This window comes from Mycobacterium gastri (assembly GCF_002102175.1).
GTDB lineage: Bacteria > Actinomycetota > Actinomycetes > Mycobacteriales > Mycobacteriaceae > Mycobacterium > Mycobacterium gastri.
The window spans coordinates 14,717-36,520 of sequence record NZ_LQOX01000121.1; the positions used below are offsets into that span (position 1 = coordinate 14,717).

The following is a 21,804-nucleotide window of genomic DNA, read 5'->3' on the forward strand; positions in this document are numbered from 1 at the left end:
ACACGCCGATGCCCACCGCAGCCTGTTCACGCTCGGCGCGAGGAAACCTTGTTAGCGGGCGACGCGTGGATCTGCTTGCCCAGGCCGAGAACGTGCTCGGCGATCATGTTGCGGAACACTTCCAATGTGCCGCCGTAGATTCCGACCAACGGCGCGAAGCGGTAGACGTATTCGGCGCCTCCGTCATCGGCCGCGCCGTCGGCCCCGAAAGGCAACGCAGCGGGGGTCCCCAGAATGTCCATCAAGTCCGGAGAGATGTCACGCATGGTTTGCGCGATGGCCACTCGCCCGAAGATGCCCGGCGCCGATAGCGCTGCCTCCACCCGCGCGATACCGCGGCCCAATCGATATGCCACCGACCCATCGTCGAGCAGCCGGTGCCCGCCGGGACCGGGCTTGGTCACCGCCGCCGCGACCCGGTCGACCGCTTCGGCCATGACGCCGGCCTGGTGCATCATGATCGAGGTGTCCTGCAACCCGTCGGGTGCCGGCGCGACCGCGCCGTGCTCGACGTTGAGCGGCTCCCGCAGGACCGTCCAGCCCCCGTTCACCTCACCCAGCCGATACTTGTCATCGACGCGCACGTCACTGTAGTAGACGATGTTCGTCCGGTCCCCGTCCACCGTGCGGATGCCTTGAATCTCGATGCCCGGTGAGTCCAGCGGCACCAGAAACATGGTCAGGCTCTTGTGCTTTCGGGCGTGCGGGTCGGTGTTGGTGATCAGAAAGACGTATTGGCAGTTGTGCGCGCCGGTGGTGAACATCTTCGAACCGTTGATCACCCAGCCGTCGCCGTCGCGCACCGCGCGGGTCTTGCAGGTGGCGACGTCGGATCCGCCTTCGGGCTCGGTGTAGCCCAGGCACAGCCGGAGATGGCCGCTGAAAACACCGGGCAATACCTCCTCGACGAGCTCGGGCGAGCCGAACTTCGTCACCGAACGAGCCACCATGGCGGTCGTTCCCCACGTCACCCACGGCACCCGTGCCCGCCGCTTCTCCAGCTCCCAGATGCGCCGACGCACTCTGCTGAATCCGCCTTCGGATTCCGTCTTCCACTCCGCTGCCAAATACCCTGCGGCGCCGAACTTCAGGTGCAGACCCTCATGGAAGTTGTCGCCCGTCTCACGGTCGTGACGGCGGACCTCGTCGGTCACGTGCTCGGCCAGGAAGCGGCGGGCCTCGTCGCGGAATGCCTGGTCCTCTTCGGAAAGTTCAACCAGGGAAAAGTCCATCGTTGGGCTCCTGTTCCTAGACGCACGCGGCCCGGGACGCGGTTTCGCGGGCGGCCACGATCTCGGCAATTCCCCGGGCGCAGACGCCCGGATCACCGCCGGCCAGCGGCCATCCGCGGGCCCGCACCAGATAGGCGGTGGCGGCGGCCTCGGCCGAAACCCCGAGGCCTCCCTGGATGTGGACGGCCATGGTGGCGGCTTGGGCGGCTTCTTCGGCCATGAACAGAAACGCTGCCGGTGCCAGTTCCGGTCGTTCGCCGGGTTCGTTGTCCAAGAACCAGGCGGCACGCCGAACCAGGTTGCGTCCGCTGTGCACGGTGATGGCCATGTTGGCCAGCGGGTGCGAAATGCCTTGCAGCGTAGCGATGGGAACGCCCAATGTGTAACGGGTCTTGGCGAACTCGGCCGCGATCGTCATTGTCTCCTCGACCAGGCCAACCAACGCCGCGGCCATCAGCAGTCGCCATTCATCCAGGGCCCGTTGATAATTCGCCAGCGCCTCGGGACCGTGAGCCACCACCATCCGGGCGTCAGCGGATGCCGGATCAACCCAGGCCATCGGCAGCCGGCCGATGTTGTCCACTCTTGCCGGCTGCGTGCCGAACGTCAGGCTCAGGATGTGGTCGCCGTCGACGACGACGACGCGGCCGACAATCGACCCGGCGGGAATCAGCCGCCGGCCCGGCCCACCGTCGATCTGCGGGTCGAGCGCCGCGAGCTGTTCTCCGTTGGCCAGGGCAGCGGTTTCGGCATCCAGCATCCCGAGGCGCGCCAACAGCCGCGTCGCGCAGACATGGTCGATCCACGGGACCGGCGCCAGCGAGCGGCCGATCTCCTCGGCCACCAGGGTGAGGTCGACCAGCGTCGCGCCATCGCCGCCGGCGGACGCGGGCAGCGCCATCGTCGTGGCGCCCATCCCGCACAACCGCTCCCACAGGCTCTTGTCGAAACCGGATGGCTCTGCGGCACGGACCGTTTCGATCGAGCAGTGGGTCTTGAAGAACCTGTTGTACGCCGACTGCAACGCGATATGGTCCTCGGACAAGCTGTAGTCCAGCCTGCGCAATTCGAAACGGTCCATCGTCAGCGCTCCTCACCGAAGAAGAACTCTTGGGCGTTGTTGTAGAGGTAGTTCTGCAGGACGTCGGACGGCAGGTCCAGGGTCCGCGCCTCGGGTATGACCCTGCGCATCGGCAATACCGGCCAGTCCGAGGCGAAGATCACCTTGTTCTGGCCCCGGGTCCGCAGGTAATGCAGCAGAGCTTCCGGCAACCGCTTGGGCGACCATGCCGAGGTCATCAGCCGCAGGTTGGCGTACTTGAGCAGCAGCCGGATCGCCACGTCCCACCATGGATCGGCGCCGTGGATCATGCACAGCCGCAGCTCCGGAAACCGCACGCACACTCGGTCGAGATGCATCGGATGCTGTACTTCTCCGGGGATCGGCGGTCCGGGTATGCCGGTGTTGACGCACAGCGGAAGGTCGAGTTCGGCGCACTTGGCGTAGAGCGGATAGTAGACGGCGTCGCTGGGCGGGTATTGCCCGTCTCCCCAAAAGCTGGGCCCGACAACGGCATACGCGACGGGCAGGTCGCGGACTATGGCGCTCAGTTCGCGCAACGGCTTGACCGGACGCAGCAGGTTGACTCCACCCATGGCCAGCGCGAACCGATCAGGCTTGGCTTCGGCGAACGCGCGCGCGGTGGCGGACGGGTTGGCCAGCGAATCCATCAGGATCGCTTTGTGCACCCCCTGCTCGTCCATCTCGGCGAGCAGCGCGGAGAGGTCGACCGGTTCGAACATCGACTCAGGGCCCTTGAAGTAGTCGTCGCGAACCTTGAGCATCCAGGTCGGCTGGGATCCGGCCTCGCCGAAGTGGACGTTCACCAGGCAGTCGATCACTTTGTGCGTCATGGTGCCGGAACCCGCCGCGTCACTTGCTCTCTGGCCCACCGATAATTCGGCTTGCCGTTGCCCAGACGCTGGATGTGCTCGACGAAGAGGAACGCCTTGGGAGCCTTGAAATGCGCGAGCTGCGAGGTGCAGAAGGCATACAGCTCCGGTTCAACCACGCAGGCATCCGGACGCAACGCGACGAGCGCGACCACTTCCTGTCCCCAGCGCTCGCTGGGCCGTCCTAGCACCACGGCATCGGCAACGCCGGGATGTGTGCGCAGTACGTCTTCGACCTCTTCGACGAACACTTTCTCGCCGCCGGTGTTCACCACCAGGGAATCGCGGCCGAATAACCGGATGGTTCCGTCGTTCTCGAGGCAGGCCCGGTCACCCGGTATCACCACCCGCCGGCCGTCGATCTCGGGGAAGGTGCGTTGGGTGGCTTCGGCGTCGTTGAAGTATCCCAGTGGAATCCGGCCTATTCTGGCCGCCCAGCCGATCTCGGACTCGCCGGGCCGCAGGAATCGGCTGCGGTCCGCGGAGACGACGGTAGCGCCGACTCTGGGTTCGAAGGTTTCGCTGGCGGTTCCGTCGCGGCTGTACCCGAATGCCATGTTGCCAGTCTCCGACGAGCCGTAGCCCTCGATGATGGTGGCCTGCGGCAGCAACTCCATCAGTGCCCGTTTGTATTTCGCGTTGGTGGCCGCCCCGCCCGTGCCGATCGAGTGCACCGACGACAGGTCGTAGGTACGGTTCCGCAGCTCGGCGACCAGCGGCCCGGCGTATGCGTCGCCGACCATGGTGATCATGCCCACCCGTTCGCGCTGGGCGGTCGCCCAGACCGACCGCGCGTCGAGCTTGTCGCGGTCGTCGTACATGACGACGGTGCGGCCGTGCAGAAGAGCCGCGAACGCCGTCCACATGCCGGCCGCATGCATGAGAGGTGAAACGGCGAACCACGGCGGACCGCCCGCGCGCACCAGCTGATGGATCTCTTCGACGCTTGCGTGGTCGGCGCCGACCATCGACGTCACGTAGATATCGCTTTGGCGCCACAGCACTCCCTTGGGGCGTCCGGTCGTTCCACCGGTGCACATCATGATCAGATCGTCCGGCGAACCCACGACAGTGCGGTCATCGCCACAGGCAGCCAGCGCGTCGTCGAGCGAAACCGCGCCCGGCAGTTCGGCAGCGCCGCTCGCGTCGTCGACGGATATCAGTAGCTCGGCCCCGTCGGGCGGCAACACTTCGGCGAACCGGGCACCGAGCGAGCGATGGTAGATGACGCCCCGCGGCTTGACATAGTCGAGCAGCTCAGCGATCTCACACGGCGAATAGTGGTGGTTCACGTTGACCGGCACGACGCGCGCCTTGAGGCAGCCGATCACCATGTCGGGATACAGGTCGTTGTGCATGATCAGGGCAACCCGGTCCTGACCGCATTCCCACCGCTGCAGCGACTCACGCGGTCGGCGGGCTCCGAAGCCGTTGCCGTGCAGGTAGTTTGCCAACCGGTTGGTTCGTGCGGCCGACTCGGCGAACGTGCTGCGGCGCGGACCGCACACCGTCATCTGGCGATCCGGGATGACCTGCGCGATGGCGTCCAGCACGGCGCCGATAGTCCACTGGGGCACGACTTTCCTAGCCCTTTCCGAGGCCACCGAGGCATACCGTGATGCCGAGGAAGGCCAAGGCGTTGTCGCGCATGATCTTTCGGGTGTCGACTTCGCTGAACGCGGCGAGTTCCCCGGTGAACGACAGGGGTGACTCCAGACCTTCGCCGTGGGGCCAGTCCGATCCGAACAGAATGCGATCGACGCCGATCTTGCCGGCCAGCAACTCGAGATCTTCCTCGTAGTACGGTGACACCCACACGTGCTCGCGCAACGTATCGACGGGATCGTTAGGAAACGAGCGCGGATGCTGGTTAGCCAGCTTCTTGAGCCGCTTGGCGAGCCGATGCACCCATTCCGAGCCGTTCTCGATGCTGGCGACCCGGAGTGCGGGATGACGATCGAAAACACCGTGCACGATCAGCGAAGCCATGGTGTCATGGATGGCACGGTCGTCGACGAGTATCTTGTCCAGCGGGTCGGGCGGGGCCGAGAACGGCTCAAAGGTTTCCTTTCCGCCCCACATCGCAGCGATTTTCAGGTAGCCGCTGTCGCCCAGGTGGAAGGCCACCGGCACGCCGGCTTCGGCTAGCCGCGCCCAGGCCGGGTCGTGCGAGCGGTGGCCCAGCGAGCGGTTCTTCGGAATACCAGGAACCGGCGCCGGACGCACATGCACCAGTCGTGCACCGCGTGCGAGCACGAAATCGATTTCTCTGACCGCTTCTTCGGGGTCGGCCAACGAGATCATCGGCGCGGCAAGGACGCGATGGTCCGGGCGGTCGAAACCCCAATCCTCGTCGAGCCACAGGTTGAAGGCATGCAGGGATGCCATCGTCGCCTCGATGTCACCCCTGAGTGCTTCCTCGACTCCGCAGCCGAAGGTCGGGAACACCAGAATCGTTTCGATGCCTTGGCTTTCGAGCACGGCAACGCGTGCGTCCCGGTGCTGGTACTCCGGCCGCAATTCCAGCTTCTCGACCTTCATCAGCGACGCCGGGTCGACGCCCTCGGGAATCTCGCCGCGGAACAGCACGTCCAGGCAGCCCGGCACGATGATCGGATCGAAGGTCGGATTGGGGATGAATCGGTTGACGCGGTCGCCGATGATCGCCTGGGTGTGGCGGCCGTCGCTGAACATCTGCACACCACGCCGGCGAAACCGCTTGTCCAGATGGCGGGTGAACGCATCCAGTGGTTCGTAGTAGTGGTTGTCGACGTCGATCGGCTGGTAATTCAAGTGCCCCATGATCGTCCTCATTCCGATGTGAGCGACGGAAACCGTGGTTGCCGCTTCTGCAGGAAACTCACGATTCCTTCGACAACGTCTGGCCTCGGCATCGCCTCGCGCAGCAGAACTTCGGCGCGGGCAGTGGCTTCGATGACATCGCCAGTGGCGTCACCGTAGACCTGACGCTTGATCACCGCCATCGACGCCGGCGAGCAGTTGCGGGCGATGTCCTCCGCATACTCGAGAGTGCGCTTCATCAAATCCTCGGGCGCGACGACTTCCTTGACCAGACCCAACTCTGCGGCCTCTTCGGCCAAAAACGTCCGGCCGCTCAGCAACAGGTCCAGTGCGACCGCCCAGCTTGTCAAGCGCGGAAGTATCCAGGAGATGCCGAACTCGGCGATCAGCCCGCGCCGGGCGAACACGGCGGCGAACTTCGCCCCGGCGGCGGCAAATCGAACGTCGCACATCAGCGCCTGCGTCAGACCGATGCCCGCGCAGGAACCGTTGATCGCGGCGATCACCGGCTTGCGCAGCGTCGTCAGGAAATGGGGCGGGCGGTCGCCGACCAACTCGGCCAGATCGGTCTGACGTGCCGCCGCCATCGTGGCCCCGTATCCCGCCGCCAAATCCGGCGAACCCAAATAGGCACCGGCACAGAAGCCCCGGCCGCGGCCGGTCAGCACGATCACCCGGATCTCTGGATCCTGTTCGGCGCGGTCGAGCACCGCATAGAACCCCGCGGCGATGTCGGGGCCCCAGGCGTTGAGGCGATCGGGGCGGTTGAAGGTGAGGATCGCTACCCCACCTGGGGTTGCGTCGTAGAGCACCGCGTCGTCGCCATCGTTGCTCATCGGTGTCCCCTCGACCCCACCGCGGCGCGGCGGTCAGCCATCGATGAGCCCCAGCCGACGATAGGCAGCCGTGATCTGGGTCTTGGCCTCGGGCGGCAACTCGGCCTGGGGCGGCCGGGAATGCGGATAGGACCCGATCGGCAGACCCAGCACCGACGCCGAGTATTTGAACGCACCGCCCCAGTGGGTGAAGTAGTCGGGTCTACCCGGATAGCAGGTCCACCACGAACCGAGGTCCACGTCGAACTGGTCCAGACCCGAATCACGTCCATAGTCCATCGCCTCGATGAGCTTGTCCCCCAACACCAAATCCCAGTATTCGGACAGCAGCCGCCGCTGCGGCGTCTCCATCAGATACCCGGCCGTGCCCAGCTGTGCCGGACAGACGATTCCGGCGCGCAGCCATCCGGCGCGGTAGATCGTCTTGTCGCATTCCCAGAGCACCAGTCCGGGGGCGAGTTCGTGGAGCAGCCGACTGGCCTGGGGGCGGAAGGCGCCCTCCTTGGTCGCACACACCGCGGGCACTTCGTGGTAGATGTGCGCACTCTCGGCCGGCGTCAACACATAACCTGAGGACGGCGAATTGAACATGCCCAGCGCGATGTCAGTATGTGCGGCAACGTATTTGAAGAATCTCAACACGCCTTCACCGCCGTGGGTTTCCATCATCGGCGTCTGGATATAGGCGATGTCGGCGCCCGCCTCCTGGGCGTGCAGCGTCAAGTCCAGGCAGTCCTTGGCCGTCATCGCCGATGTGCAGGCCTGGATGATGACGTCAGGATTGCAGCGACGCCCTTCTTCGATCGCGACCTCGAGCAGGCGCTTCCGCTCGTCGATGGTCAGTGACCAGAATTCTCCGATTCCGCTGGTGCACCACAGCATCGGATGTCCGAGATCACCGACGCAGTAGCGCACCAGAGTCCGATAGGCATCCCAGTCGATGTCGTCGCCGTCGTTCCCGCAGAACGGCGTATACAGCGAGTCACCGATACCCCGTAACGCGTACCGTGCCCAGGCACGCGCCTCACCGGCCGTTGCCACGCTGCCTCAGCCCGGTCATACTCGCCCCGCCCAGCCGCTTATACCAAAAAGCCTACGATAGGTATTACAGTAGCAGACGTAAAGGCGCCCGAAGCAGTGCCGGTCAGGCTGAGCGGCGGCACGACCAGGACCGCGTACCCAACACAGATCTTCGATGGAGGTAACCGCGTAGTGGCAAAGCAGGCAACCGCCGACAAGCGTCAGCGGCGCGAACGCGGGTCCATCAATCCAGACGACATCATTACCGGCGCATTCGAACTGGCAGAACAGGTGTCCATCGACAACCTGAGCATGCCGCTGCTCGGCAAACATCTTGGAGTAGGCGTCACCAGCATCTACTGGTACTTCCGCAAGAAGGACGATCTGCTCAACGCGATGACCGATCGCGCCTTGAGCAAGTACGTCTTTGCCACCCCGTACGTGGAGGCCGACGACTGGCGGGAGACCTTACGCAATCATGCCCGGCTGATGCGGAAGACCTTCATGGGCAACCCGATACTGTGCGATCTGATCCTGATCCGGTCGGCGCTCAGTCCCAGGGCCGCCCGGCTTGGCGCCCAGGAGATGGAGCGGGCCATCGCGAATCTGGTGCAGGCAGGTCTGTCTCCCGAGGACGCCTTCGACACTTACGCCGCGGTCTCGCTTCACGTCCGCGGGTCGGTGGTGCTGCATCGGCTCAACGAGAAGCACCAGTCCGCCGACAGCGGGCCGCGCGCGCTGGAAGACGCTATGGAGATCGACCCGCAAACCACACCCTTGATTGCCCGAGTCACCGGGAAGGGACACCGCATCGCGACCCCTGACGAGGCCAACTTCGAATACGGCCTCAACTGCATCCTCGACCACGCTAGCCGGTTGATCGAGGAACGGGCGATAGCAGCCAAATCGGCTTCACCGCAACGCAAAACGGCCAAGTCGTCCGCGCCGAGAAGACGGGCCAAGGCCGGCCCATCCACGGATCGAGGCTAGGAGACCCGCATCCAAAGTTTGCAGTTTCTCGTCTCGAAAGCCGCGACCGTCGCCGGGATCGTCACATACATCGGACCCATCGAGGTATTCGAGTTCACAATGTCCTCAGCGCTGGCCGCAGGCGTGCCGTGCATCAACCACGAGCAGGTTGAGAGCTCGGATACCCGGCCGAACACCAGGATAAGCGGATTCGATGGTCCCTCAGTGCGGTAAGTACCTGGTGCAATGTCAATCCCCACCAGAAAAACTCCATCGCCGGGGATTACGTCGCCCGGTTCGGCACGGGCCGGTGACGCGAGCGACATCACGGCCACGCAGGCAACCACTGCGGCGGAGGCTCGAGGTGCATGGGGCATTTCGTCCTCGTTCAATCAGGGTTCAATCAGGGCTCGATCCGGGCTCCATCTGGGCTTCATCCGGGCCGGCCTAGCGGCAGCCTATACCCAGCCAACACCGGGTTGCGCCGAATCACGCGACTTAACCCTCGCCCCGCCGCGACGCGCCGAGCCCTCCACTTTCTGCCACCACCCCACGCGCAATCAGATGGTCAATCAACGGGATTGCGCTGGCGGCAAGATGGTCGGCCATGGCAGCGCGGGCCAGCTGGTCGTCGTGCTTCGCCAGTGCGGACAGTATCCGGCGATGATGCTTGATTGCCCGGGCCGGCCAATGCTCGATGCCGGGAAACACCGATTCGGGTGCGTAACGGGTGATCTGAGACATCAAGTGCGCCAGCTTCGGCGAGTCGGCCGCAATATTGATGGCCCGGTGAAACTCATGGTTGAGCTGGACCGTCCGCTCGTCGTCGTGGGCGGCGTAAGCCTCCTCGAGCTGCGCCTGGATCTGCCTGAGGTCACGCAACTGCTGGTCGCTGATGCTGATCGCGGCCCGCGCCGCCAGCTCGCCGCCCACGTGCGCCTGCACGTTGGCGACGTCGGCGAGGTCGCGTTTGGTCACCGGCAACACCACAAACCCTCGTCGCGGCTGCTGGGCGACCAATCCTTCGGCGCGTAACGCGAACAACGCCTCACGCACCGGTGTCACGCTGATTCCCAATTCCGCGGCTAGCTGATCGAGGCGGATGTAGTTGCCCGCGGCGTAGCTGCCCTCGTAAATCCTCTTGCGGACAAAATTCGCCACGTCGTCGGAAAGCTGGGGCCGCGCAGCGAAATCCGGGACAGTCATCGCTTCACATCCGATACTCGTCGAGCAGCCGCTTGCTGATGATGGACTTCTGTATTTCGCTGGTTCCCTCGCCGATCAGCAGGAACGGCGCATCGCGCATCAGCCGCTCGATCTCGTAGGCCGTTGAGTATCCGTAACCGCCGTGGATGCGGAAGCTTTGCTGGGTGACCTCCGAACAGTATTCGCTGGCCAGGTATTTCGCCATTCCGGCGGCGACGTCGTTGCGCTCGCCCGAGTCTTTCAGCCGCGCCGCGTTGACCATCATCAGGTGTGCCGCTTCGACCTTGGTCGCCATCTCGGCCAACTGGAAAGCGATTGCCTGGTGCTCGGCGATCGGCTTGCCGAAGGTATGGCGTTGCTGGGCGTACCGCACCGCGAGTTCGAAGGCTCGAATGGCGACACCGCAGGCTCGCGCCGCAACGTTCACCCGGCCGACTTCGATGCCGTCCATCATCTGGACGAAGCCCTGCCCGGGGACGCCGCCGAGGATGTCGTCGGCGGGTGCCCGATAACCGTCGAAGATGAGTTCGGTGGTATCGATGCCCTTGTAGCCCAGTTTGTCGATCTTTCCGGGGATCACCAAGCCCGGAGCCACTTCGCCGAAACCCGTGGGCTTTTCGACGAGGAACGCGGTCAGGTTGCGGTGCGGCTTGGCTGCGCCTTCGTCGGTGCGCACCAGCACCGCCACTAGCGTCGAACTGGCGCCGTTGGTCAGCCACATCTTCTGGCCATCGATGGCGTAGTCGCCACCGGGATCGCGGCGGGCCCGGGTGCGGATCGCGGCGACGTCGGAGCCCAGTTCCGGCTCGGACATCGAGAACGCGCCGCGGCACTCGCCGGTGGCCATCCGCGGCAGGAAGCGCTGCCGCTGCTCGTCGGTGCCGTGCTGACGCAGCATGTAGGCGACGATGAAGTGGGTGTTGAGCACACCGGACACACTCATCCAGCCGCGCGCCAGCTCTTCGACACACAAGGCGTAAGTCAGCAGCGACTCTCCCAGTCCGCCGTATTCTTCGGAGATCATCAGGCCGAACAAACCCATGGCACGCATCTGGTCGACGATGGCCTGCGGGTAGGTGTCGGCACGCTCTAACTCCGGCGCGTTGGGAATGATGTCTTTGTCGACGAATTGCCGCACGGTGGTGATGATTTCGGTTTGCAGCTCGGTCAGCCCGAGGGTCTGGGCAAGTTTAGTCATGCGCTGGTGTTCCTATCGTCTTGGCGCTCGATAATCGCGCGATATCGGCGGCCGTCAGTCCGAGGCACTCGGTGAACACCTGCGCGGTGTCCTGCCCGAGTGCCGGAGCGGGTGTGCTGGCCGGGTGGGCGCCATCGAACGCCGTCGGCATGCCGGGGGCCAGATAATCGCCCACTTCGGGCTGGTGCAGTAGGGAAAACAGCGGGTTGGCAGTCACTTTCGGGCACGCAGCTACCTGCGCGAAGCTGCGGTAGCGTTCGAAGAGCACGGTGGTACCCGACAGCGCGGCAATGATCTCGTCGGCGGTGTGGTCGCCGAACCAGGTCGCGAAAAGGCCCGTGAGGACATCGCGGTAGCGGTACCGGTCGCCTTCGGCGGCGAAGTCCACGCCCAGCGCCTCGGCCAGTGCCGACACCGCCGCCCCGGTACCGGTTACATCGACCAGATCGCGAAAGTGGCGTCCCGTCAACAGGACCACCATGAACCCGACCCCGTCGCAGCTGGTGAAGTCCTGGCCGTATTGGCCATAGACGGCATTGCCCAGGCGCTGCCGTTGCGTCCCATTGACCTGCGGCTCGGTCAACAGCCCCAGGTTTCCAGCCGTCGCCAGCGCAACGTCTTCCAGCGCCAGACTGACCCGAGCCCCCATCCCGGTCTGGTCGCGGCGGCGCACCGCAGCGACGACGGCGAGCGCGGCATACAGACCGCAACAGACGTCCCAGGCCGGCAGCACGTGGTTGACCGGGCCGGCATGGCCGACCGGACCGGTGACCAGCGGGAAACCGATGGCCGCGTTGACGGTGTAGTCGACCGCAGTTGAGCCGTCGCCCCGCCCGAGTAGCTGGAGGTGGACAACGTCGGAACGCCGGGCTGCCAGCAGCTCGTGGCTGAGCCAGGGAAAGCCGGCATTGGTCACGACGATGCCGTCGCCCTCGACGACCAACCGCTGTACCAGCTGCTGTCCTTCCGCCGAGCGCAGATCCACGGTCACCGAACGCTTTCCCTTGTTCAGTCCGGTCCAGTAGATCGACGTTCCGGTCGCCGCGAGCGGCCAGCGCTGCACGTCAGCAGCGCCACCGATCGGATCGACTCGGATCACCTGTGCACCAAGCTGACTGAGCGTCATGCCGCACAGCGGTGCGGCCACGAAGCTGGAAACCTCGACGATGCTGATACCGCTCAACGGCAACGCGGGACCGGGCATGTCTATGTGACCCGTTCGAAGACGGCGGCCAGCCCCTGACCCCCGCCGATGCACATGGTCTGCAGGCCGTAGCGCGCCTGGCGGCGGTCCAGTTCACGCGCCAGGGTCGCCAGCATCCTGCCGCCGGTCGCGCCGACGGGATGACCCAACGAAATGCCGGAGCCATGCACGTTGGTTCGTTCCCGGTCGGCGGCACCGAAGTTCCACTCCCGCATCACCGCAAGCGCCTGTGCGGCAAAAGCTTCGTTGAGTTCGATGAGGTCGATGTCGGCCAGCCGCAGGCCCGCCTTGGCGAGTGCGGCCTCGGTCGCGGGCACCGGACCGATGCCCATGATGTCGGGCGCCACCCCCGCCAGCCCCCAGGACACCAACCGGACCAACGGCCGCAAGCCGCACTCGGCGGCCTTGGCCGGCGTGGTCACCACGCACATCGATGCCGCATCATTTTGGCCGCTGGCGTTGCCGGCTGTTACCGTAGCCGCCGGATCCTGTTTCAGCAGAACAGGTTTGAGCTTACTCAACGATTCCAGCGTGGTGTCGGCGCGAGGATGCTCGTCGGTGCCGATCAGCTCCTCGCCGTGGCGGGTACTTATCGAAACTGGAATGATTTCCTCGGCGAAGGCGCCGTCTTTTTGGGCGGCCACCGCGCGCTGATGCGACGTCACCGCGAGCTCGTCTTGCTCCAGCCGCGAAATGCCGTACCGGCGGCGCAAATTCTCGGCGGTCTCTAGCATTCCGCCCGGCACCGGATAATTCCGGCCCCCGGCCGTGGTGCGGCCACGGGCCAGGGCATCGTGCACCCGGATGCCCCCGCGGGCGCCACCCCAGCGCATATCGGTGGAATAAAACGCGACATTGCTCATGCTTTCGCAGCCGCCGGCGATGACGAGGTCGTTGTCGCCATTGCTCACCTGCAGGCAGGCGTGGATCACGGCCTGCAGGCCCGAACCGCAGCGGCGGTCAACCTGCATACCGGGAACCGTGACCGGCAGCCCGGCATCCAGTGCGACCACCCGGCCGATGGCCGGTGCGTCACTGCTGGGATAGCAGTGCCCCAGGATCACGTCCTGCACCGCATCGAGCGGCAGACCGGTGCGCTCCAGCAGCCCGCTGAGTGCCGCGACGCCGAGGTCAACGGCACTGAGCGACTTGAACATTCCGCCGTAGCGGCCGATCGGCGTTCGGACCGGCTCACAGATGACAGCGTGCTTCATATGAACCGCCCGCCGGTGACATCCAGCACGGTGCCGGTCATGTACGAGGACAGATCAGAGGCCAAAAACAAGGCGACGCTGGCGACTTCGCTGGGCTCGCCGGCCCGGCCCATCGGAACCTCGGCCAACTTCTGGTCCCAAATGCGCTGCGGCATGGCTTCCGTCATCGCCGAGCGAATCAACCCGGGGGCGATCGCGTTCACTCGAACACCCACGTGGGCAAGCTCTTTGGCGGCGGCCTTGGTCATCCCGACGATCCCGGCTTTAGCCGCGGAGTAATTGGTTTGGCCCACCATCCCGACCTTGCCCGACACCGAGGACATGTTCACGATTGCGCCCCGCCTGTTTTCGCGCATGATGGCCGCCGCCAACCGGGTGCCGTTCCAGGTGCCCTTTAGGTGCACGTTGATGACCTGATCGAACTGCTCCTCGGTCATGTTGCGCATGGTCGCGTCTCGGGTGATGCCGGCGTTGTTCACCATGACGTCAAGACCGCCGAAAAGCTCGACGGCCGTGCGGATGAGCGTTTGGACGTCGTCGGCTTTGGTCACGTCGCACCGCACGGCCGCGGCGACGCCGTCGCCGCCCAGCTTCTGGGCCGCGGCTTCGGTCGCTTCGAGATTCACATCGCCGAGCACGACGCGCGCGCCCTCGGCAACAAATCGCTCGGCAATGGCCAAGCCCAGTCCTTGGGCGCCGCCGGTGACCACTGCGGTCTGACCGTTCAGCAATGACATCAATTATTCCTCACTGTCCTGCCCGTAGCCGGGCACTCACCGTATCAAATATTATATTTCATATATGACGAGGACGATGCCCGTGACAGTCAACGACGAGGACTTTCAGCAGATCCTGGCCCAGACCCGTCACTTCATCCGCACCACCGTGATCCCACGTGAGCAGGAGATCTTGGACAACGATCGGGTGCCGGACGACCTGCGCGAGCATGCCAAGAGGATGAGACTGTTCGGCTACGCCATTCCACAAGAGTGGGGCGGGCTTGGCCTCGACCTGCCGCAGGACGTCGAACTGGCCATGGAATTGGGCTACACCTCACTGGCGTTGCGGTCGATGTTCGGCACCAACAACGGCATCGCCGGGCAGGTACTGGTCGGCTTCGGCACCGGCGAGCAGAAAGCCCGCTGGCCTGGACATCCGACGTCAACTTCAACGACGTCCGGGTCGACGCCGGCGCGCTGATCGGTGGCAGTGAGGACATCGGCTATCGAGCTGCCATGACGTCGTTGGCACGCGGCCGGGTGCATATCGCCGCGATCGCGGTCGGCACGGCTCAGCGGGCGCTCGACGAATCCGTGGCCTATGCCACCACGGCGACGCAGGGTGGCCACCCTGATCGGGAACTTCCAGTTGGTGCAGGCGATGCTGGCCGATCAGCAGACCGGCGTGCTGGCCGGACGCGCGCTGGTCCGTGATGCCGCGCGGCTGTGGGTGTCAGGCTGTGGGTGTCAGGCGACCGCCGTATCGCGCCGTCGGCGGCGAAGCTCTTCTGCACCGAAATGGCCGGCAAGGTAGCCGATCTCGCGGTGCAGATTCATGGTGGCAGTGGCTACATGCGTGGCGTCCCGGTGGAACGCATCTACCGCGATGTTCGGCTGCTGCGACTGTACGAGGGCACCAGCGAGATTCAGCGGCTGATCGTCGGGTCGAACCTGGTACGAGCGGCGCAGCGCTAACCACTTCGAATGAGGCTCGTGCTTAGCCGCGTCACATCACGGGATAGTGCGGAATCGCCTGTCTCCCGGATGCACCTCACCCCGGGACGGGCGATCCAGCCGACTGGTCAACTGTAAGCCGTACGGCGTCAACCAACATCAACGCAAGGGTGCGGGCGGAGGGACTCGAACCCTCACGCTCTCTCGAGCAATGGCACCTAAAACCATCGCGTATGCCAATTCCGCCACGCCCGCAGCGTTGCCGATCGTACCGCCCGGCGCGCCAGGCGAGTCCGTCAGTGGTCCTTCACACCTTGGATTCATCACGACTTCTCTGGCCTGCCGACGGGTGCATACAGCTAGCTGCTCGGCCGGCCCCTGGGTAACGGTCACGGCCGCGCGTCTCGGCGAGTTCGCCGGACCCAAGTCATGACGCATCGTCGCGGTACCGTCTAAGTGTGTCGACTACGCATCGTCGCAGGCCCGCGCTGATCGCCCTGGCAATCTTCGCCGCCTGCGGCTGCCTGGCCTTGGGCTGGTGGCAGTGGACCAGATTCCAGTCGGTGTCCGGCACCTTCCAGAATTTGGGATATGCCTTGCAGTGGCCGATGTTCGCCTGGTTCTGCATCTACGCGTACCGCAAGTTCGTTCGCTATGAAGAGGTACCGCCGGAGCCGCGAAACTCCATGACCGAGATACCAGCCGGACTGTTGCCCGAACCGCCCAAGCCCGCGCCACAGCCGACCGATCCGGCACTACAGGAATACAACGCATACTTGGCCGAACTCGCGAAGCACGATGCCGAGAGGCAGAACAGGAACAGGAACACCGCATGACGACGCCCGAGACACCCGAAACGCAGCAGAGCACTATCTTTCCCGCGGAGAAGATCCGCACCGCACTGCTCGGCTATCGCGTGATGGCGTGGACGACGGGTATCTGGCTCATCGCCCTGTGTTACGAACTGGTCTCCCACCTGGTCTTCCACCACGAGATCCGCTGGATCGAGATCGTGCACGGTTGGGTTTACTTCGTCTACGTGTTGGCCGCTTTCAATCTCGCCGTCAAGGTTCGCTGGCCGATCGGCAAGACAGTCGGTGTCCTGCTCGCCGGCACCATCCCGCTACTGGGCATCATCGTCGAACATTTCCAGACCAGGGACGTCAAGGCGCGCTACAACCTCTAGCTAGGCGAGGGCTACCAACTCCGGCAACAGCAGCCTCAGCGCGCGGCCGCGATGCGACATCGCATCCTTCTCCTCAGGGCTCAGCTGCGCCGCGGTCCGCTCATAGCCGTCGGGAATGAAGACGGGGTCGTAGCCGAACCCGCCGTCACCGCGTGGCTCCCGCGCAATCGTGCCGGTCCACTGGCCGCGCAACACGACTTCGCCGGACGCCGAGACCAATGCGCAAGCGGAGACGAATGCCGCACCGCGCCGCTCGTCGGGTACATCGCGTAACTGGGCCAGCAGCAGGGCGGTGTTGGCGGCGTCGTCGCCGTGGGTACCGGACCACCGGGCCGACAGCACCCCGGGCATGCCGTTGAGCGCCGCCACCTCCAAACCGGAGTCGTCGGCGACACTGGCCAGGCCAGTCGCAGCGAACGCGGCACGCGCCTTGGCCAGCGCGTTGTCCTCGAATGTCGCGCCGGTTTCGAGTGTCTCGTGGAATGACGCGACGTCATTGAGCGACACCAATGTCACCCCCGACAATCCGCCACCGTCGAGCACCCTGCGCAGTTCGGCCAGCTTCTTGGGGTTGCGACTGGCAACCAGCAGCTTGGTCACCAATCAATCCGAAACATGGTCGTGACGGCCCCGGGCCTACGCGCGACTTTCCAGATTGATTGCTGGACTTTCCTGGTTTATTGCTGGTCGTGGTGCTATTCCCCTGACATAAGGGATTTCGCAGTCTTCACAACCCCAGATCAATTTGTGCATATAACAGCCCACACAAAATCCCAGCGTGGCCTCCAACCACGTCAGGACAAAACAGACCGCAACAACAGCCGCCATCGCTACGGGCGACGCGCCGAACAGCCGCATGGCAAGACATGTCGCCGCTAAACTGGCACCGAGTAACCAAGCAAACCGCTTCGGCCGCGTTGGTTTCCACACCGGACGAATGCCCATTGTCAATGCGGTGCCCAGAATGCCGGTAGGGCTGAATGGAGTTAATCCGGTAGCCGCCGCAGCCAACATATCAAAAAGCACGAGCGGACCAACAATGATCACCGGATCGGTTTCCGGACGCATCAGCAATAATGCGATCGTGATTGCGGAGATAATATTCAGCAAACCCGCTCTTGCGCGGGTTGCGGTTTCGTTGATGCGCGGCTCCGCATGTGCATGCGTCATCTGTCCCATTGCCCACCATGGATGGTTGAGAAAGGCATGTTCAAGTGGGAGTTGCCGACTGGCCATCAATTAATCCTAAAACAATTAGTTTTGACAAAACTCAATTGGACGTCGAGAAGCTTACCATAACGGTATTGTGCGCGCCTCTAGCCAGCCGCATTGAGCACATTGAGTCGATGACAATGGCAAACGCTACGGCCAACCAAGCCGCGCGGCGCCGCACTGCCGGTGATCGGCAGCAAAGACATAGGATCCATGAACGACGCGCTGTTTGTTAAGTTGGCCAACACCCCGGCCATTGAGGCTTGAGTGTTCGATTGGTGGATTACCGGGGTCAGCTTCCGAATGCTCTCGGCGGTGGCGGTCCTTCGGGCAGGACACCTGGATACGGCAGCGCCAACGCCTCCCGCTGAGCGGCGAACAATTTGTCGCAAGCGCCCAGCGCCATGTCGAGCAGCTTGTCCAGCGTCGACCGCGGGAACGTCGCGCCCTCGCCGGTGCCCTGGATCTCCACCAGAGTCCCCGTGTCGGTGGCGACAACGTTCATATCGACCTCGGCTCGAGAATCTTCCTCGTACGGCAGGTCCACCCGGATCCGGCCGTCGACCACCCCCACACTGATCGCGGCGATCGCACACGACAACGGCCGGGGATCGGAAAGCTTGCCGGCCGCCGCCAGGTAAGTCACTGCGTCCGCCAGCGCCACATAAGCACCAGTTATGGCCGCGGTGCGGGTACCGCCGTCGGCCTGCAACACATCGCAGTCGACCGCAATGGTGTTCTCCCCCAAGGCCGCCAGGTCGATGCACGCGCGCAGCGACCGACCGACCAGTCGACTGATTTCCTGGGTGCGGCCACCGACTCGCCCCTTGACCGATTCGCGGTCCGAGCGAGTATGCGTAGCCGACGGCAGCATTGCGTACTCGGCGGTGAGCCATCCCACACCAGATCCCTTGCGCCAGCGCGGAACCCCCTCGGTGACACTGGCGGTACACAGGACCTTGGTGCGACCGAATTCAATCAGCACCGAGCCTGCAGGGTTTTCGGTGAACCCGCGGCTGATGACCACCGGACGAAGCTCGTCATCAAGGCGGCCGTCTTCTCGTTTGGACACGACGCCAACCCTAGCCCGCCGACCTGGTGCGTCCGAGTGCGCCTAGACCGAAGTTACCTAGAAGGCGTTGAGGAGGCGGGCAATCAAGCCCTGCCCTCCGAGTGTGCGTCCAGGGCTTCGAGTATGCGCTCAGGTCGGCCCCGACGCCGTGTCGGCCGCCCTGTGTACACGCTGGAAACCATGGACGCACACTCGTGCGGACCGGCTGTATCCGGATCGCTCAGTCGCGGGTATTCAGCTGCACCGCCTCGCGAATGAGCGCTATGAATGCCTCTTCGTCAAATGGCATCGCCCTCGCCAATGTCGATTACACGCCGGGTGCTGCCGTGGTGGCTGGCATCGAACAAACCTGCCATGTCGGCCAGCGACGCGCCCTTGGCGAAGGTCGCCTTCACCTGAGACGTGTAGGTCTCACTGGTGCAGATGATGGCATCGCGCGACCAGACGGGAACGCCGCGCCAATTCCCTTCCCCGGTGACGTCCGCTGCGCATACTCGCGGTCCATCCTGTCGCGAGCGCGCCGCAGCAGCTTGAGGTCTCGTAAGCGCTGACCCTCGGCCGGTGTGCTCATCGGCGCCGAACCACCGCCTTCGCCAGCGAGCTTCAGGCCCGCCGGACTTCGAAAGTCTCGTCGCACACCACGGCGTGTACGGGTCCGTCGAATTCGGCCTTGGCCTCACTGATGACGTCCTCGCGCGATGTCCATGGCGGAATGTGGGTCAGCAGGAGCTCGCGGACGCCGGCCCGCCTCGCGGCCCTTCCGGCTTCGGTGCCGGACAGATGCAAGTCCGGCGGACGGTCCGGGGAGTGTGTCCAGGAGGCCTCGCACAGAAAGACGTCCACGCCGCGAGCCAACTCGACGAGCTGGTCACAGATGCCGGTGTCGCCGCTGTAGGCCAACGACGCGCCAGTGGAATCGGTAAAGCGCAGGCCGTAGGACTCGGTCGGGTGAGCCACGACCCGGGGCACCACGGTGACCGTGCCGAACGTCACCGGCTCGCCGTCCACCCAGTGGCGGACGTCGAAGATGTCCGAGCAATCGTCGATCTCGCCGCCGTAGGGCGACGACGCTGCCCCCAGGCGCGACCAGGTGTCGCTCGGGCCGTACAACAATGCCTTGCCCGCGGGAGGCGATGGATGGTAGCGGCGCCAAACGAACAAGCCCGGCATATCCAGGCAGTGGTCCGCGTGCAGATGCGACAACAGCACATGCACCGACCCGGGATCCAGGTGTCGTTGCAGTGCGCCGAGCACACCGCCACCGAAGTCGATGACCATCGGCGGTGTGTCCGGAGCCCGAAGCAGATAACCCGACGCGGCTGAATCCGGACCGACGACGCTGCCGGAGCATCCGAGCACGGTTATTCGCACGGACACTACTGTGCCATGCCCATTACCGCGATGAGAAAAACATTGCCGCAATAGGTCAGCAGAATCTCGCGTGACGCTATTTGACAGGCGGATGACGAACGGCTTCCACACCGGTAATCGCCGGCCCGAGGAATCGCGCCGCCAGCCTGGTGAACGCTTCCGGGTCGCCGGTGGCTTCGAACATGCGGGTAGCCGGCGGCGCATCGTGCGGGCGCAGCAGGTCGCTCTGGGTCAGCACCCGCAGAACTTCTTTAGCGGTCTCCTCGGCGCTCGAGACCAGCGTGACGTGGTCTCCCATGGCCAGTTGAATCAGTCCGGACAGCAGCGGGTAGTGCGTACAACCGAGCACCAGGGTGTCCACCCCGGCACGCTGCAGCGGCTCCAGGTAACCCTCCGCCAGCCCCAGCACCTGACGGCCGCTCGTGACGCCACGCTCGACGAAATCCACGAACCGCGGGCAGGCTACCGCGGTGATCTCGGTGTCGCGCGCGGCGGCGAACGCGTCTTGGTAGGCGTGGGAGGTGATGGTCGCGCGAGTGCCGATCACCCCGATGCGACCGTTGTGGGTGGCCGCAACCGCGCGGCGTACGGCCGGCAGGATCACCTCGACGACGGGCACGTCATATCGCTCCCGCGCATCCCGCAGGCAGGCCGCGGACGCCGAGTTGCAGGCGATCACCAATACCTTGACACCTCGGTCGACCAAGTCGTCGCCGATGGCCAACGCGTGTGCGCGGATCTCCGGGATGGTCAGCGGACCGTAGGGGCCGTTGCCGGTGTCACCGACGTAGATGATGTCTTCGTCGGGCAGTTGGTCGATGATGGCCCGCGCGACGGTCAATCCGCCGACGCCGGAGTCGAAGATTCCGACGGGCGCCAACGGCGAGCTCATGTCTTGGGACGCAACTGCCGGTTGCCGGCCTTCTTCAGTGCGCGCGCTTTACGCTCCGGTGCCGACAAGAGATATGCCGCCACCACGCCGGCGAGCGCACCGCACAGATGGCCCTGCCATGACACCCCGCCGCACATACCCAGCCTCGGCAGGGCGCCCAGCAGGACGCCGCCGTAGAAGAACAAGACCACCAAACCGATGACGATGTCCCAGACCTTGCGGACGAAAATCCCGAACACCAGCAGGAAAGCGAGCCAGCCGAAGATCAGCCCGGACGCTCCGATGTGGTCGGTCGGACCGCAGCTGCTGCCCAGATTTCCGATGAGCCAGGTGCCGAAGCCGCCCAGGATCCACACGATCACCGTCGCCCAGACGAACCGCGACAATCCGGCCAGCGTCATCAGGAATCCCAACACGAGTAAGGGGATGGTGTTGGCCATCAGGTGTGCCCAGTTGGCATGCAGCAGCGGCGCGAAAACGATGCCCCACAATCCGTCGCTTTTCAGCGGCCGGATGCCGTTGACGTCCAGCGAATGCCGCGATAACTGGTCGATCAGTTCAACGAGATACAGCAGCGCGACAAAGGTGAGGATGGTTGCCGCGCCCACGATCCAGCGCGACCGCTTTTCCGGCTGCTTCGCGGGTGTGCGCAGGTGCCCGGTCATTGGCGCCGCTCCTCCTCATCGTTTCACTCTGCATCGTCGCCGGCGCCGGTCATTGGCGCCGCTCCTCCTCATCGTTTCACTCTGCATCGTCGCCGGCGC

Annotated in this window: 23 protein-coding genes, 1 tRNA gene and 1 pseudogene; 5 read left to right on the forward strand and 20 right to left on the reverse strand. The window is 64.6% G+C overall.

Annotated features, from left to right (window positions below):
- Positions 1-26: 26 nt before the first annotated feature.
- Genes AWC07_RS17905 through AWC07_RS17935 form a run of 7 tightly spaced genes read right to left on the reverse strand, consistent with a single transcriptional unit; the run spans position 27 to position 7,864 of the window.
- Positions 27-1,232 (reverse strand): acyl-CoA dehydrogenase family protein, encoded by a 1,206-nt coding sequence (locus tag AWC07_RS17905; protein ID WP_036418744.1) that lies wholly within the window; start codon positions 1,230-1,232, stop codon positions 27-29.
- A gap of 16 nt (positions 1,233-1,248) precedes the next feature.
- Positions 1,249-2,313, reverse strand: coding sequence for an acyl-CoA dehydrogenase family protein (locus tag AWC07_RS17910; protein WP_036418742.1), 1,065 nt, complete (start codon positions 2,311-2,313; stop codon positions 1,249-1,251).
- Positions 2,314-2,315: 2 nt separating this feature from the next.
- Entirely contained in the window at positions 2,316-3,146 is an 831-nt protein-coding gene (locus tag AWC07_RS17915) for an amidohydrolase family protein (protein ID WP_036418739.1), read from the reverse strand.
- Positions 3,143-4,762, reverse strand: a complete 1,620-nt coding sequence (locus AWC07_RS17920; protein WP_085105175.1) for an acyl-CoA synthetase — start codon at positions 4,760-4,762, stop codon at positions 3,143-3,145. Before AWC07_RS17920 ends, AWC07_RS17915 begins: the two co-directional genes overlap by 4 nt.
- Positions 4,763-4,769: 7 nt before the next feature.
- Complete coding sequence (locus AWC07_RS17925; protein WP_036416667.1) at positions 4,770-5,987, reverse strand: amidohydrolase family protein; 1,218 nt, start codon at positions 5,985-5,987, stop codon at positions 4,770-4,772.
- 8 nt (positions 5,988-5,995) lie between these two features.
- Positions 5,996-6,823 carry an enoyl-CoA hydratase gene (locus tag AWC07_RS17930; protein ID WP_036416632.1) on the reverse strand — a complete coding sequence of 276 codons (828 nt, stop codon included), beginning with the start codon at positions 6,821-6,823 and terminating at the stop codon, positions 5,996-5,998.
- 33 nt (positions 6,824-6,856) lie between these two features.
- Entirely contained in the window at positions 6,857-7,864 is a 1,008-nt protein-coding gene (locus AWC07_RS17935; protein ID WP_036416635.1) for a dihydrodipicolinate synthase family protein, read from the reverse strand.
- A gap of 171 nt (positions 7,865-8,035) precedes the next feature.
- On the opposite strand from AWC07_RS17935, the gene AWC07_RS17940 reads away from it, so the two are divergent.
- Positions 8,036-8,833, forward strand: coding sequence for a TetR/AcrR family transcriptional regulator (locus AWC07_RS17940; RefSeq protein WP_036416637.1), 798 nt, complete (start codon positions 8,036-8,038; stop codon positions 8,831-8,833).
- Here the strand turns inward: AWC07_RS17940 and AWC07_RS17945 are convergent.
- From AWC07_RS17945 to fabG, 6 genes are all read right to left on the reverse strand, one after another.
- A complete protein-coding gene (locus AWC07_RS17945) occupies positions 8,830-9,189 on the reverse strand; it encodes an Rv1352/Rv1906c domain-containing protein (protein ID WP_084293648.1) in 360 nt (119 codons plus the stop codon). The two genes, AWC07_RS17940 and AWC07_RS17945, sit on opposite strands and share 4 nt — an antisense overlap.
- Before the next feature lie 121 nt (positions 9,190-9,310).
- Entirely contained in the window at positions 9,311-10,018 is a 708-nt protein-coding gene (locus AWC07_RS17950) for a GntR family transcriptional regulator (RefSeq protein WP_036416641.1), read from the reverse strand.
- A 4-nt stretch (positions 10,019-10,022) separates the two neighbouring features.
- Positions 10,023-11,216, reverse strand: coding sequence for an acyl-CoA dehydrogenase family protein (locus AWC07_RS17955; RefSeq protein ID WP_036416644.1), 1,194 nt, complete (start codon positions 11,214-11,216; stop codon positions 10,023-10,025).
- Complete coding sequence (locus AWC07_RS17960; protein ID WP_036416647.1) at positions 11,209-12,420, reverse strand: CoA transferase; 1,212 nt, start codon at positions 12,418-12,420, stop codon at positions 11,209-11,211. The genes AWC07_RS17955 and AWC07_RS17960 overlap by 8 nt, the downstream gene beginning before the upstream one ends.
- Before the next feature lie 2 nt (positions 12,421-12,422).
- Positions 12,423-13,634, reverse strand: coding sequence for an acetyl-CoA C-acetyltransferase (locus tag AWC07_RS17965; RefSeq protein WP_036416649.1), 1,212 nt, complete (start codon positions 13,632-13,634; stop codon positions 12,423-12,425).
- Positions 13,631-14,374 carry a 3-oxoacyl-ACP reductase FabG gene (gene fabG, locus AWC07_RS17970; RefSeq protein WP_139829762.1) on the reverse strand — a complete coding sequence of 248 codons (744 nt, stop codon included), beginning with the start codon at positions 14,372-14,374 and terminating at the stop codon, positions 13,631-13,633. Before fabG ends, AWC07_RS17965 begins: the two co-directional genes overlap by 4 nt.
- A 79-nt stretch (positions 14,375-14,453) precedes the next feature.
- On the opposite strand from fabG, the gene AWC07_RS28885 reads away from it, so the two are divergent.
- Together AWC07_RS28885 and AWC07_RS28890 are read left to right on the forward strand one after the other, a co-directional pair.
- Positions 14,454-14,834 carry an acyl-CoA dehydrogenase family protein gene (locus AWC07_RS28885; RefSeq protein ID WP_244187623.1) on the forward strand — a complete coding sequence of 127 codons (381 nt, stop codon included), beginning with the start codon at positions 14,454-14,456 and terminating at the stop codon, positions 14,832-14,834.
- A gap of 35 nt (positions 14,835-14,869) precedes the next feature.
- Positions 14,870-15,328, forward strand: a pseudogene (locus AWC07_RS28890) (acyl-CoA dehydrogenase family protein).
- Between the two features lie 150 nt (positions 15,329-15,478).
- Here AWC07_RS28890 and AWC07_RS17980 read toward each other — a convergent pair.
- Positions 15,479-15,562: transfer RNA gene (locus AWC07_RS17980), tRNA-Leu, on the reverse strand.
- Between the two features lie 203 nt (positions 15,563-15,765).
- Here AWC07_RS17980 and AWC07_RS17985 point away from each other — a divergent pair.
- Positions 15,766-16,143 (forward strand): hypothetical protein, encoded by a 378-nt coding sequence (locus tag AWC07_RS17985; RefSeq protein WP_036416653.1) that lies wholly within the window; start codon positions 15,766-15,768, stop codon positions 16,141-16,143.
- Positions 16,140-16,493 (forward strand): DUF3817 domain-containing protein, encoded by a 354-nt coding sequence (locus AWC07_RS17990; protein WP_036416656.1) that lies wholly within the window; start codon positions 16,140-16,142, stop codon positions 16,491-16,493. Before AWC07_RS17985 ends, AWC07_RS17990 begins: the two co-directional genes overlap by 4 nt.
- Here AWC07_RS17990 and rdgB read toward each other — a convergent pair whose 3' ends face one another.
- The 6 genes from rdgB to AWC07_RS18020 form a co-directional block, all read right to left on the reverse strand.
- Positions 16,494-17,096: an RdgB/HAM1 family non-canonical purine NTP pyrophosphatase gene (rdgB, locus tag AWC07_RS17995; protein ID WP_139829763.1), complete on the reverse strand. Its 603-nt coding sequence runs from the start codon at positions 17,094-17,096 to the stop codon at positions 16,494-16,496.
- A 33-nt stretch (positions 17,097-17,129) separates the two neighbouring features.
- A complete protein-coding gene (locus AWC07_RS18000; protein ID WP_244187624.1) occupies positions 17,130-17,729 on the reverse strand; it encodes a DUF4395 domain-containing protein in 600 nt (199 codons plus the stop codon).
- A gap of 268 nt (positions 17,730-17,997) precedes the next feature.
- Positions 17,998-18,777: a ribonuclease PH gene (gene rph / locus AWC07_RS18005; protein ID WP_036416660.1), complete on the reverse strand. Its 780-nt coding sequence runs from the start codon at positions 18,775-18,777 to the stop codon at positions 17,998-18,000.
- 603 nt (positions 18,778-19,380) lie between these two features.
- Positions 19,381-20,154 carry a cyclic nucleotide-degrading phosphodiesterase gene (locus tag AWC07_RS18010; protein ID WP_036416662.1) on the reverse strand — a complete coding sequence of 258 codons (774 nt, stop codon included), beginning with the start codon at positions 20,152-20,154 and terminating at the stop codon, positions 19,381-19,383.
- 70 nt (positions 20,155-20,224) lie between these two features.
- The gene (murI, locus tag AWC07_RS18015) at positions 20,225-21,040 is read right to left on the reverse strand and encodes a glutamate racemase (protein ID WP_036413147.1); all 816 of its coding nucleotides are present in this window, start codon (positions 21,038-21,040) and stop codon (positions 20,225-20,227) included.
- On the reverse strand, positions 21,037-21,705 hold the full coding sequence (locus AWC07_RS18020; RefSeq protein WP_036413149.1) for a rhomboid family intramembrane serine protease: 669 nt from the start codon (positions 21,703-21,705) through the stop codon (positions 21,037-21,039). Before AWC07_RS18020 ends, murI begins: the two co-directional genes overlap by 4 nt.
- Positions 21,706-21,804: the final 99 nt, after the last annotated feature.